Consider the following 15,704-nt stretch of genomic DNA (forward strand, 5'->3'; position numbering starts at 1 on the left):
GTCGCCTCTTGGCGCAGACAATCCTTTATAGTTCCGCCACTCATTGCCCAGGTAGGGAGCCCATGGAAGACGTCGAACTGCAAGCCCTGACACGCAAACTGGGTCTGCTGATCCAGCGCGTCGAGCAGCTCAAGTCGCAAAACCTTGCCCTCTTGGCCAGCGAGAAGGCCTGGCGCGAGGAACGCGCCCATCTGATCGAAAAGAACGAAATGGCCCGGCACAAGGTCGAATCGATGATTTCGCGCCTCAAGGCCCTGGAGCAGGACACATGAGCCAAGCCAATACCGTCACCGTACATATCCTCGACAAGGAATACTGCATCGCCTGCCCGGCAGACGAGCGGGCCAACCTGGAAAGCGCTGCGCGCTACCTGGACGGCAAGATGCGCGAGATCCGCAGCAGCGGCAAAGTCATCGGCGGCGACCGCATCGCGGTAATGGCCGCGCTGAACATCACCCACGACCTGCTGCACAAGCAGGAGCGCCTGGATCAGCAGGCCAGCGCGGCCCGCGAACAGGTGCGCGACCTGCTCGATCGCGTCGACCACGCCCTGGCCGCCGATCAGGATGGCCCGGGAAGCTGATTGCAGAGCGGTCGATTCGGGTATACTCGCGATCAGCTCCCTGGTGTGTTGGCCAGTCGGTGATGTCCCTGAGCCGATACGCACAACCACGGGGGTTGCAAGTGGGGCCGGTGTGCATGTCCGCCTGACGGAAAGCCTTAACGCCCCCTGCAATCTCCACCTTGAACTTTCGGGTTCAAGGGCTAACCCGACAGCGGCACAACCGGGGAGTCCTCATTTCCATGCATGAAGCCGGCACCCTCTCCCGCCCGGCCCTGCGCCGCCAGCTACGCCAGGCGCGCCGCCAACTCTCGCCCCTGCAACAACGCCGTGCCGCCCGCGAGCTGTATCGTCAGCTGGCGCAGCATCCGCTGTTCCGCCGCGCCCGCCATGTCGCCCTGTACCTGCCCAGCGATGGCGAAATCGACCCGCGCCCGCTGCTGCGCGCCGCCCAGCGCCGCGGCAAGGCCACCTACCTGCCGGTACTGAGCCGCTGGCCGCGCACGCGCATGAGCTTCCAGCGCACCCACGCCGGCGAGGCCATGGGCCGCAACCGCTTCCGCATCGCCGAGCCGCGCGCCTGCCAGGCCCGCCAGCGGCCCGCCTGGGCACTGGATCTGGTGCTGCTGCCGCTGGTGGGCTTCGATGAACAGGGTGGCCGCCTGGGCATGGGCGGCGGCTTCTACGACCGCAATCTGGCCTATCGCCATTTGCGCAAAAATTGGCACAAACCGACGCTGCTGGGCCTGGCCCATGAATGTCAGAAAGTCGATCGCCTGGCGCTGGCCAGTTGGGATGTACCGCTGCAGGCGGTGGTCACGGACAGGCGCTGGTACGCCTGAAGAGAAGGGTGGAACGGCCGCGATCCCTGCGGCATTCGCGAGCCGGGCTTACTGCTGCGTCAGCTCGACCGATGGGCCGCTCTGGCGATCCCACAGACTCTGGGTGTAACCGGTAGTAACCATCCCCAGACTGAACAGGATGACCAATACCCACAATAGATCTGGCTTGCGTTTCATGTGTCTGCCTCCCCCTTCCCAGGCACACTGCTCGATTGACCGGCGGCGGTTTTATTATTTTGCCGTTAAAGCGGCGTCTAGCCTGAACCTTCTGCCGCCCGAGAGCAGCGAAGAACTACACAGTTTTTGGCGCCAACCAGCTGTCAGTTACGGGAACGAGATTCAATCCCAGCGCAAAGACCGGCAAACAGGAGCAAAGTTCATGCCTTTTTGGCTGATGAAATCGGAACCCGACGAACTGTCGATCCACCACCTGCAACAACTCGGCCGCGCCCGCTGGGATGGCGTGCGCAACTACCAGGCGCGCAACTTCCTGCGCAGCATGCAGGTGGGCGAGCTGTTCTTCTTCTACCACTCCAGCTGCCCGGAACCGGGCATTGCCGGTATTGCGCGGATTGCCGGGCCGACCTACCCCGACCCCACGGCACTGGATCCGCACAGCCACTACTTCGACGCCAAGGCCAGCCACGCGAAGAATCCGTGGAGCGCGCTGGACGTCGAATTCGTCGAGGCCTTCCCGCGCGTGCTACCCCTGGCGCGCCTGCGCAACGAGCCGGCACTGGCCGACCTGGCCCTGGTGCAGAAGGGCAGCCGCCTGTCGGTAATGCCCGTCAGCGACGCCGAATGGACGGCCATCCTCGCCCTGCGTTGAGTCGCCCCGCGCACTGTGTTATCACGGAGGTACGCCCCTCCCCGGAGATAGCCCATGCGCGCACGCCCCATCTGGCCGGCCCGCCTGGCGCTGGCCTTGCTATTGCTGACGCTGTGCCTGGCCAGCCTGATGCTGTGGCGCCAGCTGGAAAACGACCAGCAGGCGCGTCTCGAGGAACGGCTCGGCTACCAGGCGCGCGCCCTGGCCCGGCAGATGGAAAGCAAGCTGCACGGTGAAGTGGACAGCCTGGAGCGTATCGCCCGCCTGTGGAACAGCCTCGGCCGCCTGCCGCGCCAGGCCTGGGAAGAGGAAGCTGGCCTGGCCCTGGCCGATTTCCCGGCCTACCAGTCGGTGCAGTGGGTCGGCCCCGATCTGCACATGCGCTGGCTGCTGCCGCTGCAGGGCAACGAGGCGGCCGTCGACTTCCAGCTCACCGCCCAGCACCCCAACTACCCACTGGCCATGCAGGCCCGCAGCAGCGGCGAACAGCGCTTCTCCAACAGTTTCCAGCTGGTACAGGGCGGCCGTGGCTTTATCCTCTACACCCCGCTGTACCTGCGCGACGACAAGGGGGCGCGGCAGTTCGACGGCTTCCTGCAGGGCGTATTCCGCGTCGAACCGCTGATGGACGAGCTGCTGACCAACCTCGACAGCAGCGAGTTCAGCGTGCGCCTGCTGGAAAACGGCCAGAGCATCTACAGCCGCGAACAACCGGGCGGGCTTGCCCGCCTGACCCAGCAGGTACCGATCGAACTGCTCAACAACCGCAGCTTCAGCCTGCAGCTGAGCCCCACCACCACCCTGCTGCAGCGCCTGAGCAACCCGCTGCCGCAGGTGGTACTGGGCGCCAGCCTGACCATCAGCCTGCTGCTGATCGCCGCCCTGGCCCTGGCCCTGACCAGTGCCCAGCGCGCCCAGGCCCTGCAGGCGGCCAACCAGCGCCTGCAGGTCGAGGCCAAGCGCCGTGAAAGCACCGAGCAGGAGCTGCGCGACAGCCGCGAGCGCCTGCAGCTGGTGCTCGACCTCACCGACTCCAGCCACGACAGCCTGTTCATCTTCGAGACCCAGAGTCGCGAGCTGCTGCACATGAACCAGGCCACCTACGCCAGCCTGGGCTACCGCCCCGAGCAGTTCGCCCAGCTCCTGCGCGAACACCCGGAGCAGCTCCTGCCCGGCTTCCACAGCTGGCTGGAACTGGTGCGCAACGCCCAGCGCGACAACCAGTCACGGATCTTCCAGCGCGAGATGCGCCGCCGCGACGGCAGCAGTCAGCCGGCCGAGATCAACACCCAGCTGGTGCAGTTGAACGGCCGCGAATACCTGATCGGCCTGGCCCGCGACAACAGCGAACGCCTGCAACTGGAGGCGCGCCTGCAACGCCTGTCGCAGCTGGACGGCCTGACCGGCCTGTACAACCGGCGTTTCTTCGACCAGCAACTGCAGGGCGAATGGCGCCGCCTGCGCCGGATCGGTGCACCGCTGACCCTGCTGATGCTCGATATTGACCACTTCAAGGCCTACAACGACGCCCTCGGCCATCTGGCCGGTGACGACGCCTTGCGCAAGGTCGGGGCCTGCCTGCAGGACTGCCTGCAGCGTGAGGGTGACGTGGCCTGCCGCTACGGCGGCGAGGAATTCGCCATCATCCTCGCCAACACCGGCCTGGACGGCGGCGAGCATGTGGCAGCGCGGGTGCACGAACTGATCGCCAACCTGGAACTGAACCACCCCGCCAGCCCCCTGGGCCGGCTCACGGTGAGCATCGGCCTGGCGGTGGCCGCGCCGGTCAGCGAGGAGCAGCCCAGCAGCCTGACCGCCCACAGCGACCAGGCGCTGTACCAGGCCAAGCACCAGGGGCGCAACCGCACCTGCGTGTGGGGCGAGACCAGCGCGGCCAACCCCCTGCCCGTCTGAGCCAGGCTCGCGCCGGCCGGGCTTACTGGATGATCAGGTTGTTGAACAGCAGGTCTTCCACCAGCGGTTTGCCTTCTTCCGCGGTGAGCACTTCCTGCACCTGCTTGAGCGCCTCCTGGCGCAGGGTTTCCTTGGCGTTCTGGTCGCCCATGCTGGCCTCGGTCTGCTGGGAGAACAGCATCACCAGCTGGTTGCGGATCAGCGGCTCGTGATGCTCCACCGCCTTTTCGGCATCGGCACCGGTGACGCGCAGGGCGATGTCGGCCTTGTAGAACTTCAGCTTGGGCCCGGCGCCGAAGTTGCCCACCAGCGCCGGGGTCAGGCTGTAGTAGGCCACCTGGGGAGCGGCGCCTTCTTCGCCCTCTTTCTTTTCTTCCTCGGCCAGGGCGGTGAAGGGCAGACTCAGGGCCAACAGCAGGGCAATCCAGGTTTTCACAGGGCAATCCTCGAACGGTGATGCCGCCTAGCATAGCCATAGCCGGCGACGTACCCAAGCCCGGCGCTTATGCAGCGCCATCAGGCGCGGGCATGCTCGTTGACCCTCCAGACCCGCCACCTACACTGCCAGACCACCCCCATCTGCCAAGAGACGCCGCCATGAAAGCCGTTCTGTGCAAAGCCTTCGGCCCGGCCGAAACCCTGGTGCTGGAAGAAGTCGCCAGCCCCGAACCGAAGAAGAACGAAGTGCTGATCGAGGTGCACGCCGCCGGGGTCAACTTCCCCGATACCCTGATCATCGAGGGCAAGTACCAGTTCAAGCCGCCCTTCCCCTTCTCCCCGGGCGGCGAGGCGGCCGGCGTGGTCAAGGCGGTGGGCGAGAAGATCACCCACCTCAAGGCCGGTGACCGGGTCATGGCGCTGACCGGCTGGGGCAGCTTCGCCGAGGAAGTGGCGGTGCCCGGCTACAACGTGATGCCGGTACCGGCCGACATGGACTTCGCCAGCGCCGCCGCCTTTGGCATGACCTACGGCACCTCGATGCATGCGCTGAAGCAGCGCGCCAACCTGCAGCCGGGCGAGACCCTGCTGGTGCTCGGTGCCTCCGGTGGCGTCGGCCTGGCCGCGGTGGAAATCGGCAAGGCCATGGGCGCCAAGGTGATTGCCGCGGCGAGCACCGCGGAGAAGCTGGAAGTGGCGCGCAAGGCCGGCGCCGACCACCTGATCAACTACAGCGAGCAGAGCCTCAAGGAAGAGCTGAAGAAGCTCACCGGCGGCCAGGGCGTGGACGTGATCTACGACCCGGTGGGTGGCGAACTGTTCGAGGAAGCCTTCCGCTCCATCGCCTGGAACGGCCGCTTCCTGGTAGTCGGCTTCGCCGCCGGCGGTGGCATCCCGGCCCTGCCGGCCAACCTGCCACTGCTCAAGGGCGCCGCGCTGATCGGCGTGTTCTGGGGCTCCTTCGCCCAGCGCCAGCCGCAGGACAATGCCGCCAACTTCCAGCAGCTGTTCCAGTGGTTCAGCGCCGGCCAGATCAAGCCACTGGTGTCGCAGACCTTCCCGCTGGCCCAGGCCGCCGCGGCGATCAACCACCTCGGCCAGCGCAAGGCCGTGGGCAAAGTGGTGGTGCAGGTTCGCTGATGATCCCCTCTCCCGCCGGGAGAGGGTGCCCGCAGGGCGGGTGAGGGTATTACCGGCAACTCGGCGTCGGCCCTGTCACCCTCACCCCCGCCCCTCTCCCAAGGGGAGAGGGGAGCCAAGCTCCGCTCAGTTCCTGGGCGCGTAGGCAAACACGTCGGAATGCATCTGCGTCGCCGGCAGGCCGGCCGCCACCAGCGCGTCGAGGGTGGCATAGACCATTGCCGGCGAACCGCTGACATACACCCGCAGGTTCGACAGGTCGGCGAAATCCTCGCACACCGCCTCGTGCAGCAGGCCGCAGCGCCCTTCCCAACCGCACAGATCGCTGACCACCTGATGCAGGTGCAGGCCGGGCTGCTTCTGCCAGTCGCGCCAGTGCGGCAGCTGGTAGAAGTCCTCGGGGCGGCGCACGCCCCAGTACAGGTGCAGCGGATGGGCGAAGCCGACGGCCCGGCAGTGCTCGATCAACCCGTGGATCTGGCCCATGCCGGTGCCGGCGGCGATCAGCACCAGCGGGCCGTCCGGCAGCTCGGCCAAGTGCGTGTCGCCGAACGGCAGCTGCACGCGGGCGAAGCCCTGGCGGCGGAGGAAATCCAGCAGGCTCAGAGTGCTCTCGTCGCGGGCCAGGATGTGCAGCTCCAGCTCACGGCCGCTGTGCGGCGCCGAGGCCAGGGAAAAGGCCGTCCACTCGCCGTCTTCGCGCTGCAGCAGCAGGTATTGCCCGGCGTGGTAGCGCGGCGGCTTGCCGGCCGGGGCGCGCAGGCGCAGGCGGAACACATCGCCGCCGACCGCCTGGCACTCGATCAGCTGGCAACTAAGGGTGCGCAGCGGCAGCTCGCCGGGCGCCAGCACGCCATCCCAGTGCAGCAGGCAGTCTTCCAGCGGCTCGGCCAGGCAGGTGAACAGTTCGCCCGTGGCGCGCTCCTCACCGGCCTGACGCACCCGCCCGGCCAGCAGCTGCGCCGCGCAGATATGGCAGTTGCCGTTGCGGCAGCTCTGCGGGCAGTCGTAGCCAAGCCGGCGCGCGGCATCGAGGATGCACTCGCCGGCCTGCACCTCGAGCACCGCACCTGAGGGTTGCAGGGTGACCTTCATGACATGAATGCCTTCAGCTGCGTCGCGAGCGAAGGGTGGGCGAGGCGAAAGGACGCGAGGGCGCGGAGTTTACATCGAGTAAATGAGCAGCCCGAGCGGCCTTTCAGCACAGCCCAAACGAGCGCAGCAGCAGATGATGCGTTCATCAGTCGATCCCGAGGCCGGCCCAGAGCTCATCAACCCGCGCCGTCACGGCCGCATCCTTCTCGATCACCCGGCCCCACTCGCGACTGGTCTCGCCCGGCCACTTGTGGGTGGCATCGAGGCCCATCTTCGAGCCCAGGCCGGACACCGGCGAGGCGAAGTCGAGGTAGTCGATCGGCGTGTTGTCGATCATTACCGTGTCGCGCTTGGGGTCCATGCGCGTGGTAATGGCCCAGATCACGTCGTTCCAGTCGCGGGCGTTCACATCGTCGTCGGTGACGATGACGAACTTGGTGTACATGAACTGACGTAAGAAAGACCAAACCCCGAGCATCACCCGCTTGGCGTGACCGGGGTACTGCTTCTTCATGGTCACCACCGCCATGCGGTAGGAGCAGCCTTCCGGCGGCAGGTAGAAGTCGGTGATCTCCGGGAACTGCTTCTGCAGGATCGGTACGAACACTTCGTTGAGCGCCACGCCGAGAATCGCCGGCTCATCCGGCGGCCGCCCGGTATAGGTGCTGTGGTAGATCGGCTTTTGCCGGCGGGTGATGCGCTCGACGGTGAACACCGGGAAGGTGTCGACCTCGTTGTAGTAGCCGGTGTGGTCGCCGTACGGGCCTTCCGGCGCGGTCTCGCCCGGATGAATCACGCCCTCGAGGACGATCTCGGCACTGGCCGGCACCTGCAGATCACTGCCGATGGCCTTGACCAGCTCGGTGCGGTGGCCGCGCAAGAGTCCTGCGAAGGCGTACTCGGAAAGGGTGTCCGGCACCGGGGTCACGGCGCCGAGGATGGTCGCCGGGTCAGCACCGAGGGCCACGCATACCGGGTAAGGCCTGTCCGGATACTTCTGGCACCACTCGCGGTAGTCCAGCGCGCCGCCACGGTGGCTGAGCCAGCGCATGATCACCTTGTTGCGGCCGATCACCTGCTGGCGGTAGATGCCGAGGTTCTGCCGTTCCTTGTTCGGCCCCTTGGTGATGGTCAGGCCCCAGGTGATCAGCGGCGCCACGTCGCCCGGCCAGCAGTGCTGGATCGGCAGCTTGCCGAGGTCGACGGCGTCGCCCTCCTCGATCACCTCGTGGCACGGCGCATCCTTGAGCACCTTGGGCGCCATGCTGATGACCTTCTTGTAGATCGGCAGCTTGCTCCAGGCATCCTTCAGGCCCTTGGGCGGCTCGGGCTCCTTGAGGAAGGCCAGCAGCTTGCCGATCTCGCGCAGCTCACCGACATCCTCGGCGCCCATGCCCAGGGCCACGCGCCCCGGTGTGCCGAACAGGTTGCCGAGCACCGGCACGTCGAAGCCGGTGGGCTTCTCGAACAGCAGCGCCGGGCCGCCACGGCGCAGGGTGCGGTCGCAGATTTCGGTCATTTCCAGCACGGGCGAGACCGGGGTCTGGATGCGCTTGAGCTCGCCACGGCTTTCCAGCTCGCGGATGAAGTCGCGCAGGTCGCGGTACTGCATGCTTGGGCCTCACAGGTCGGGGCGCAAAGTTTAGCGCCGAACTGGGTTATTCAGAAGGCTGCACAAACGCAGAGGCCGGGTTTCCCCGGCCTCTGTGGCAACACTTGAATCACTTCCGCTTCATGGAGAGGAAGAATTCGTCGTTGGTCTTGCTGTCTTTCAGCTTGTCGAGGAGGAACTCGATGGCGGCGATTTCGTCCATCGGGTGCAGCAGCTTGCGCAGAATCCACATGCGCGACAGCTCTTCCTCACCGGTCAGCAACTCTTCGCGGCGGGTGCCGGAACGGTTGATGTTGATGGCCGGGAACACGCGCTTCTCGGCGATGCGGCGATCCAGCGGCAGCTCCATGTTGCCGGTGCCTTTGAATTCCTCGTAGATCACCTCGTCCATCTTCGAGCCGGTTTCCACCAGCGCGGTGGCGAGAATGGTCAGCGAACCGCCTTCCTCGATGTTACGTGCGGCACCGAAGAAACGCTTGGGCTTCTCCAGGGCGTGGGCGTCGACACCACCGGTGAGCACCTTGCCGGAGCTCGGGATCACGGTGTTGTAGGCACGCGCCAGGCGGGTGATGGAGTCGAGCAGGATGACCACGTCCTTCTTGTGCTCGACCAGGCGCTTGGCCTTCTCGATCACCATCTCGGCGACCTGCACGTGGCGGGTCGGCGGCTCGTCGAAGGTCGAGGCGACCACTTCGCCGCGCACGGTGCGCTGCATCTCGGTCACTTCTTCCGGGCGCTCGTCGATCAGCAGGACGATCAGGTGGCACTCGGGGTTGTTGCGGGTGATGTTGGCCGCGATGTTCTGCAGCATGATCGTTTTACCGGCCTTCGGCGGAGCGACGATCAGGCCGCGCTGGCCTTTGCCGATCGGGGCGCAGAGGTCGATCACCCGACCGGTGAGGTCTTCCTTGGAACCGTTGCCGGCTTCCATCTTCAGACGCTCGGTGGGGAACAGCGGGGTGAGGTTCTCGAACAGGATCTTGTTCTTGGCGTTTTCCGGGCGGTCGAAGTTGATCGAGTCGACCTTGAGCAGGGCGAAGTAGCGCTCGCCTTCCTTCGGCGGGCGGATCTTGCCGACGATGGTGTCACCGGTACGCAGGTTGAAGCGGCGGATCTGGCTCGGCGAAACGTAGATGTCGTCCGGGCCGGCCAGGTAGGAGGAGTCGGCGCCGCGGAGGAAGCCGAAACCGTCCTGGAGGATCTCCAGCACGCCGTCGCCGGAAATTTCTTCACCGCTTTTAGCGTGCTTTTTCAGCAGGGCGAAGATGACATCCTGCTTGCGCGAACGGGCCATGTTTTCCAGACCAGCCTGGTCGGCCATGTCCAGCAGTTCGGCAATCGGCTTTTGCTTGAGTTCGGTCAGATTCATAGGAATGACGTTATAGATATGAGGGAGGGACAAAGCATTCAGCTTTGGAGGCCGTGCCGCGGAGGAGGCGACTTGATCGCTCGAATATCGGCTAGGGATGCGTCGGCGACGGCGTAGGAGGGCTGCGGAGAAATGCAGCAGGGCCGAATGTAACACCAGGCTTCGCGCGACGTCCAGCCTGCGGCCAAAGAAAAAGCCCCGCACGGAGCGGGGCTTCTCACATCAGTGGCGGATGCCTCAGATGTTGGCGTCGAGGAAGGCGGCCAGCTGCGACTTGGACAGGGCGCCGACCTTGGTCGCTTCGACGTTGCCGTTCTTGAACAGCATCAGGGTCGGGATACCGCGCACGCCGTACTTCGGCGGGGTTTCCTGGTTGTCGTCGATGTTCAGCTTGCAGACCTTCAGCTTGCCCTGATAGGTCTGGGCGATCTCGTCAAGAACCGGGGCGATCATTTTGCACGGACCGCACCATTCGGCCCAGTAGTCGACCAGGACCGCACCTTCGGCCTTGATCACGTCGTCTTCGAAGCTGGCATCGCTGACGTTGGTGATGAACTCGCTCATGGATAGTCTCCGGGGTCGAAAGCGAAAAGTGGCGCCATGATAGCCCGCCACGGCCCATGCTGAAAGCCGCTAACCATTGAGCTTGACTATCAATGGTTTTGATACAGCCGATGAAAGACTACGGCAACCTGACCCCGGCCGGTTAACATGGGCGTCATTGGAGCCCCTGCCGCAACATGGCAGGATGCCTGCCTAACGTCTCGAGACCCCTGACGATGCCACAAGCCGCCAAGCAGTATCCCCTGATCGCCGCCATCGACCTTGGCTCCAACAGCTTCCATATGGTGCTGGCCAAGGCCGACCACGGCGAAGTGCGCATCCTCGAGCGCCTGGGCGACAAGGTACAGCTGGCCGCCGGCCTGGATGACGCGCGCGTGCTCAGCGAAGAGGCCATGCAGCGCGGCATCGACTGCCTGAGCCGCTTCGCCCAGCTGACCCAGGGCCTGCCGCCCGGCGCGGTGCGCATCGTCGGCACCAACGCCCTGCGCGAGGCGCGCAACCGCGCCGAATTCATCCGCCGCGCCGAAGCGGTGCTGGGCAGCCCGGTGGAAGTCATTTCCGGCCGCGAGGAAGCACGCCTGATCTACCTCGGCGTGTCGCACAGCATCGCCGACACCCCGGGCAAGCGCCTGGTGGTCGACATTGGCGGCGGCAGCACCGAATTCATCGTCGGCCAGCGCTTCGAGCCGCTGCTGCGCGAGAGCCTGCAGATGGGCTGCGTGAGCTTCACCCAGCGCTACTTCAAGGACGGCAAGATCACCCCGGCGCGCTATGCCCAGGCCTACACCGCCGCCCGCCTGGAACTGATGAGCATCGAGCAGGGCCTGCAGCGCCTGGGCTGGCAGGAAGCAGTGGGCGCCTCCGGCACCCTGCGCGCGGTAGGCCTGACCATCAAGGCCGCCGGCCTCGGCAATGGCGAGATCAACCCCGAGGGCCTGGCCTGGCTCAAACGCAAGGTGTTCAAGCTGGGCGAGGTGGACAAGCTCGACCTCGACGGGATCAAGCCGGATCGCCGGCAGATCTTCCCGGCCGGCCTGGCCATCGCCGAAGCCATCTTCGACGCTCTCGACCTGCAGCGCATGGATCACTCCGAAGGTGCCCTGCGCGAAGGCGTGCTCTACGACCTGCTCGGCCGCCACCACCACGAGGACGTACGCGAACGCACCCTCGGCGCGCTGATGGAGCGCTACCACGTCGACGTGCAGCAGGCCGCGCGGGTCGAGGCCAAGGCCCTGCAGGCCCTGGAGAAGGTCGCAGTGGCCTGGCAGCTGGACGACGACTGGCACCGCGACCTGCTGCAGTGGGGCGCGCGGGTGCACGAGATCGGCCTGGACATCGCCCACTACCACTACCACAAGCACGGCGCCTACCTGATCGAGCACTCCGACCTGGCCGGTTTCTCGCGCAAGGATCAACTGATGCTGGCCCTGCTGGTGCGCGGCCACCGGCGCAACATTCCCAAGGACAAGTTCGCCGAGTTCGGCGACGAAGGCATCAAGCTCACCCGCCTGTGCGTGCTGCTGCGCTTCGCCATCCTGTTCCACCACATCCGTGGCAGCCAGGAAATGCCCAAGGTGCAGATGCAGGCCGGGCCGCAGAGCCTCGACCTGACCTTCCCCGCCGGCTGGCTGGAAGCCAACCCGCTGACCCAGGCCGACTTCGAACAGGAAGCCGAGTGGCTGGCGCGCATCGGCTTCAGCCTCAAAGTGCGCTGAAGGCGATTGTCAACGCCCAAGAAAAAGCCCCGCAGTGCGGGGCTTTTTCATTTCAGTCAGACAGACTCGCTTAGAACCTATTTACGATCTCGCGAGCTAGAGATAAACGGTGGCGGGAGCGGCCGAGGAAGCGGAGTTTACGAGTAGTAAATGAGCATTCCGAGGTCGTTTCCAACACCGTTTAGCCGACGCGCAGCAGATCGTAAACAGGTTCTTAACGCAGCACCTGCAGCGCGGTCAGCTTATCCAGCAGCGCAGTCTGCGCACTGCGCGGGTTGGCGTTGCCGCTGGGGCTGGTGCGCAGGTAGCGACCGTCCGGCTGCAGCACCCAGGCCTGGGTGTTGTCGCTCAGGTAGGACTCCAGCTCCTTCTTGACCCGCGTGGTGAGCTTTTTGCCCTCCACCGGGAAGCAGGTCTCCACCCGCTTGTCGAGGTTGCGCTCCATCCAGTCGGCACTGGACAGGAAGATCTTCTCGTCGCCGCCATTGAGGAAGTAGAACACCCGGGTGTGTTCGAGGAAGCGGCCGATGATCGAGCGCACCTGGATGTTGTGCGACACCCCCGGAATGCCCGGGCGCAAGCAGCACATGCCGCGCACCACCAGGTCGATGCGCACGCCGGTCTGGCTGGCCTTGTACAACGCGCGGATGATCTTCGGATCGGTCAGCGAGTTGAACTTGGCCATGATGTGCGCGGCCTTGCCCTCGCTGGCCTGTTGGGTCTCGAAGGCGATCAGGTCGAGCAGGGTCTTCTTCAGGGTGAAGGGCGCGTGCAGCAGCTTCTTCATGCGCAGGGTCTTGCCCATGCCGATCAGTTGGTTGAACAGCTTGGATACGTCTTCACCCAGGGCCACGTCGGCAGTCAGCAGGCTGTAGTCGGTGTACAGCTTGGCGTTGCCGGCGTGGTAGTTGCCGGTGCCGAGGTGGGCGTAGCGGCGCAGCTCGCCGGCCTCGCGACGGAGGATCAGCATCATCTTGGCGTGGGTCTTGAAGCCGACCACGCCGTAGATCACCACCGCGCCGGCAGCCTGCAGGCGGCTGGCCAGCTGCAGGTTGGACTCCTCGTCGAAGCGCGCGCGCAGCTCGATCACCGCAGTGACCTCCTTGCCGTTGCGCGCCGCCTCCACCAGGGCGTCGACGATCTCCGAGTTGGCCCCGGAGCGGTACAGGGTCTGCTTGATCGCCAGCACGTGCGGGTCTTTCGCCGCCTGGCGCAGCAGGTCGACCACCGGGGTGAACGACTCGAAGGGGTGCAGCAGCAGCACGTCCTGCTTGCCGACCACGTTGAAGATGTTCTCGCTGTTCTGCAGCAGCTTGGGGATCACCGGGGTGAACGGCGCGTACTGCAGCTCCGGGTGGCTTTCCAGCCCGGTGATGGCGAACAGGCGGGTCAGGTTGACCGGGCCGTTGACCCGGTACAGCTCGCTGTCACTGAGGTTGAACTGCTTGAGCAGGTAGTCCGACAGGTGTTTCGGGCAGGTGTCGGCCACTTCCAGGCGTACCGCATCACCATAGCGACGACTGAACAGCTCGCCACGCAGGGCGCGGGCCAGGTCTTCGACGTCCTCGGTGTCCACCGACAGGTCGGCGTTGCGGGTCAGGCGGAACTGGTAGCAGCCCTTGACCTTCATGCCCTGGAACAGGTCGTCGGCGTGGGCGTGGATCATCGAGGAGAGGAACACATAGTTGTCCCCCGCGCCGCCAACTTCCTCCGGCACTTTGATGATCCGCGGCAGCAGGCGCGGCGCCGGGATGATGGCCAGGCCGGAGTCGCGGCCGAAGGCGTCGACGCCTTCCAGCTCGACGATGAAGTTGAGACTCTTGTTCACCAGCAGCGGGAACGGGTGCGTCGGGTCGAGGCCGATCGGGGTGATGATCGGCGCGATCTCGTCGCGGAAGTAGCGGCGCACCCAGGTCTTCAGCTTGACCGTCCAGTAGCGGCGGCGGATGAAGTTGACCTGGTGCTTGGCCAGGGCCGGCAGCAGCACGTCGTTGAGCAGGGCGTACTGGCGGTCGACCTGTTCGTGGGCGATCTCGGAGATGCGCGCCAGCACCTGGCTGGGCAGCAGGCCATCGGCGCCGGCTTGCTCGCGGGCGAAGTTGATCTGTTTCTTCAGGCCGGCGACGCGGATCTCGAAGAACTCGTCGAGGTTGCTGGAGAAGATCAGCAGGAACTTGAGCCGCTCGAGCAGCGGGTAGGACTCGTCCAGTGCCTGTTCCAGCACGCGGATGTTGAACTGCAGCTGGGACAGCTCGCGGTGGATGTACAGGCTGCTGTCATCCAGGCCGGGAATCGGCGGTGCCACCGGCGCCGGTGCCTGCGGCTCCGGCTCGACGGCGGCGACCACTTCGGCCACCACCGCCACGGGCAGCGCCTGCTCGCTGTCGAGCGCGGCGTCCGCCACCTGATTCTTGCTGAGTCCCTCGGTGTTCATGCCAGCTTCCCTGGGGCGCCTCAGCGCCCCGCTTTGATCAGTTCTGCCGCACGTGCGGCGAAGTAGGTGAGGATGCCATCGGCTCCTGCACGTTTGAAAGCGGTCAGCGATTCCAGGATCACCGCCTCGCTCAGCCAGCCGTTCTGGATGGCGGCCATGTGCATGGCGTACTCGCCGCTGACCTGATAGGCGAAGGTCGGCACCTTGAAGGCCTCCTTCACCCGCCAGACGATGTCCAGGTAGGGCATGCCCGGCTTGACCATGACCATGTCGGCGCCTTCGGCGAGATCCGCCGCGACTTCATGCAGGGCCTCGTCGCCGTTGGCCGGATCCATCTGGTAGGTGTTCTTGCTGCCCTTGCCGAGGTTGGCCGCCGAGCCCACCGCATCGCGGAACGGCCCGTAGTAGGCGCTGGCGTACTTGGCCGCGTAGGCCATGATGCGCACGTTGACGTGGTCGGCCAGCTCCAGCGCCTCGCGGATCGCCTGGATGCGCCCGTCCATCATGTCCGAGGGTGCCACCACCTGGGCGCCGGCCTCGGCATGCGACAGCGCCTGCTTGACCAGCGCGTCGATGGTCACGTCGTTCATCACGTAACCAGACTCGTCGAGGATGCCGTCCTGGCCGTGGGTGGTGAACGGGTCGAGGGCCACATCGCTGATCACCCCCAGCTCGGGGAACTTGGCGCGCAGGGCACGGATGGCGCGCTGGGCGATGCCGTCCGGGTTCCAGGCTTCGCTGCCGTCGAGGGATTTCTTCTCCAGCGGGGTCACCGGGAACAGCGCCAGGGCCGGAATACCCAGCTCTACCCAGCGCTCGGCGGCCTGCAGCAGCAGGTCGATGGACAGGCGCTCGACGCCGGGCATCGACGGGATGGCTTCGCGACGGTTGTCACCATCGAGGACGAACACCGGCAGGATCAGGTCGTCGACCGTCAGCACGTTCTCGCGCACCAGGCGGCGGGAAAACTCGTCGCGGCGGTTGCGGCGCAGGCGGGTAGCGGGGAACAGGCGATTGGCGGGGGTAAAGCTCACGACGGACTCCAGAACCCGCACGGCGGGCGAGTGTGACAGTTGTACCCGGCTATTATGACCAAATAATGACTGTCACACCCAGACTGCGACGGGTAGCCGCAGTTCCGTTGCCGCACAAAAATCCGTTCTTCTTGCCCCCGCGCTGCCGTCTGGCGG

15 protein-coding genes and 1 other RNA gene are annotated in these 15,704 nt (G+C 65.6%); 8 read left to right on the forward strand and 8 right to left on the reverse strand.

Annotation, left to right across the window (positions count from 1 at the left end):
• Nucleotides 1-62 precede the first annotated feature (62 nt).
• The 4 genes from A9179_RS21335 (at nt 63) to A9179_RS21350 (ending at nt 1,404) form a co-directional block, all read left to right on the forward strand.
• A complete protein-coding gene (locus tag A9179_RS21335) occupies nt 63-272 on the forward strand; it encodes a TIGR02449 family protein (RefSeq protein ID WP_187808198.1) in 210 nt (69 codons plus the stop codon).
• Nucleotides 269-583: a cell division protein ZapA gene (locus A9179_RS21340; protein ID WP_187808199.1), complete on the forward strand. Its 315-nt coding sequence runs from the start codon at nt 269-271 to the stop codon at nt 581-583. The genes A9179_RS21335 and A9179_RS21340 overlap by 4 nt, the downstream gene beginning before the upstream one ends.
• 34 nt (nt 584-617) lie before the next feature.
• A non-coding RNA gene (gene ssrS / locus A9179_RS21345) (6S RNA) lies at nt 618-796 on the forward strand.
• An 8-nt stretch (nt 797-804) separates the two neighbouring features.
• The gene (locus tag A9179_RS21350; protein ID WP_187808200.1) at nt 805-1,404 is read left to right on the forward strand and encodes a 5-formyltetrahydrofolate cyclo-ligase; all 600 of its coding nucleotides are present in this window, start codon (nt 805-807) and stop codon (nt 1,402-1,404) included.
• Between the two features lie 48 nt (nt 1,405-1,452).
• Here A9179_RS21350 and A9179_RS23070 read toward each other — a convergent pair whose 3' ends face one another.
• Nucleotides 1,453-1,581, reverse strand: coding sequence for a hypothetical protein (locus tag A9179_RS23070; RefSeq protein ID WP_262410633.1), 129 nt, complete (start codon nt 1,579-1,581; stop codon nt 1,453-1,455).
• Nucleotides 1,582-1,783: 202 nt separating this feature from the next.
• Between A9179_RS23070 and A9179_RS21355 the strand changes: the two genes are divergently transcribed.
• Together A9179_RS21355 and A9179_RS21360 are read left to right on the forward strand one after the other, a co-directional pair.
• Entirely contained in the window at nt 1,784-2,233 is a 450-nt protein-coding gene (locus tag A9179_RS21355) for an EVE domain-containing protein (protein ID WP_187808201.1), read from the forward strand.
• A 54-nt stretch (nt 2,234-2,287) separates the two neighbouring features.
• A complete protein-coding gene (locus tag A9179_RS21360; RefSeq protein WP_187808202.1) occupies nt 2,288-4,147 on the forward strand; it encodes a sensor domain-containing diguanylate cyclase in 1,860 nt (619 codons plus the stop codon).
• Between the two features lie 22 nt (nt 4,148-4,169).
• Here A9179_RS21360 and A9179_RS21365 read toward each other — a convergent pair whose 3' ends face one another.
• On the reverse strand, nt 4,170-4,583 hold the full coding sequence (locus tag A9179_RS21365; protein WP_187808203.1) for a flagellar basal body-associated protein FliL: 414 nt from the start codon (nt 4,581-4,583) through the stop codon (nt 4,170-4,172).
• Nucleotides 4,584-4,744: 161 nt separating this feature from the next.
• Here A9179_RS21365 and A9179_RS21370 point away from each other — a divergent pair, with 161 nt between their 5' ends.
• Nucleotides 4,745-5,725 carry an NADPH:quinone oxidoreductase family protein gene (locus tag A9179_RS21370; protein WP_187808204.1) on the forward strand — a complete coding sequence of 327 codons (981 nt, stop codon included), beginning with the start codon at nt 4,745-4,747 and terminating at the stop codon, nt 5,723-5,725.
• A gap of 126 nt (nt 5,726-5,851) precedes the next feature.
• Here A9179_RS21370 and A9179_RS21375 read toward each other — a convergent pair whose 3' ends face one another.
• The 4 genes from A9179_RS21375 to trxA all read right to left on the reverse strand — a co-directional run bounded on the left by A9179_RS21375 (nt 5,852) and on the right by trxA (nt 10,365).
• Complete coding sequence (locus A9179_RS21375; protein ID WP_187808205.1) at nt 5,852-6,820, reverse strand: CDP-6-deoxy-delta-3,4-glucoseen reductase; 969 nt, start codon at nt 6,818-6,820, stop codon at nt 5,852-5,854.
• A gap of 145 nt (nt 6,821-6,965) precedes the next feature.
• Nucleotides 6,966-8,432: a 4-hydroxy-3-polyprenylbenzoate decarboxylase gene (gene ubiD / locus A9179_RS21380; RefSeq protein WP_187808206.1), complete on the reverse strand. Its 1,467-nt coding sequence runs from the start codon at nt 8,430-8,432 to the stop codon at nt 6,966-6,968.
• Nucleotides 8,433-8,541: 109 nt separating this feature from the next.
• Nucleotides 8,542-9,801 (reverse strand): transcription termination factor Rho, encoded by a 1,260-nt coding sequence (rho, locus tag A9179_RS21385; protein WP_187808207.1) that lies wholly within the window; start codon nt 9,799-9,801, stop codon nt 8,542-8,544.
• Nucleotides 9,802-10,038: 237 nt separating this feature from the next.
• Complete coding sequence (gene trxA / locus A9179_RS21390; protein WP_187808208.1) at nt 10,039-10,365, reverse strand: thioredoxin TrxA; 327 nt, start codon at nt 10,363-10,365, stop codon at nt 10,039-10,041.
• Nucleotides 10,366-10,580: 215 nt separating this feature from the next.
• On the opposite strand from trxA, the gene ppx reads away from it, so the two are divergent.
• Nucleotides 10,581-12,080 (forward strand): exopolyphosphatase, encoded by a 1,500-nt coding sequence (gene ppx, locus A9179_RS21395; RefSeq protein ID WP_187808209.1) that lies wholly within the window; start codon nt 10,581-10,583, stop codon nt 12,078-12,080.
• 214 nt (nt 12,081-12,294) lie between these two features.
• Here ppx and ppk1 read toward each other — a convergent pair whose 3' ends face one another.
• Together ppk1 and hemB are read right to left on the reverse strand one after the other, a co-directional pair.
• Nucleotides 12,295-14,514 (reverse strand): polyphosphate kinase 1, encoded by a 2,220-nt coding sequence (gene ppk1 / locus A9179_RS21400; protein WP_187808210.1) that lies wholly within the window; start codon nt 14,512-14,514, stop codon nt 12,295-12,297.
• A gap of 20 nt (nt 14,515-14,534) precedes the next feature.
• On the reverse strand, nt 14,535-15,548 hold the full coding sequence (gene hemB, locus A9179_RS21405) for a porphobilinogen synthase (RefSeq protein WP_187808211.1): 1,014 nt from the start codon (nt 15,546-15,548) through the stop codon (nt 14,535-14,537).
• Nucleotides 15,549-15,704: the final 156 nt, after the last annotated feature.

The organism is Pseudomonas alcaligenes (assembly GCF_014490745.1).
In the GTDB taxonomy this organism is placed as follows: domain Bacteria; phylum Pseudomonadota; class Gammaproteobacteria; order Pseudomonadales; family Pseudomonadaceae; genus Aquipseudomonas; species Aquipseudomonas alcaligenes_C.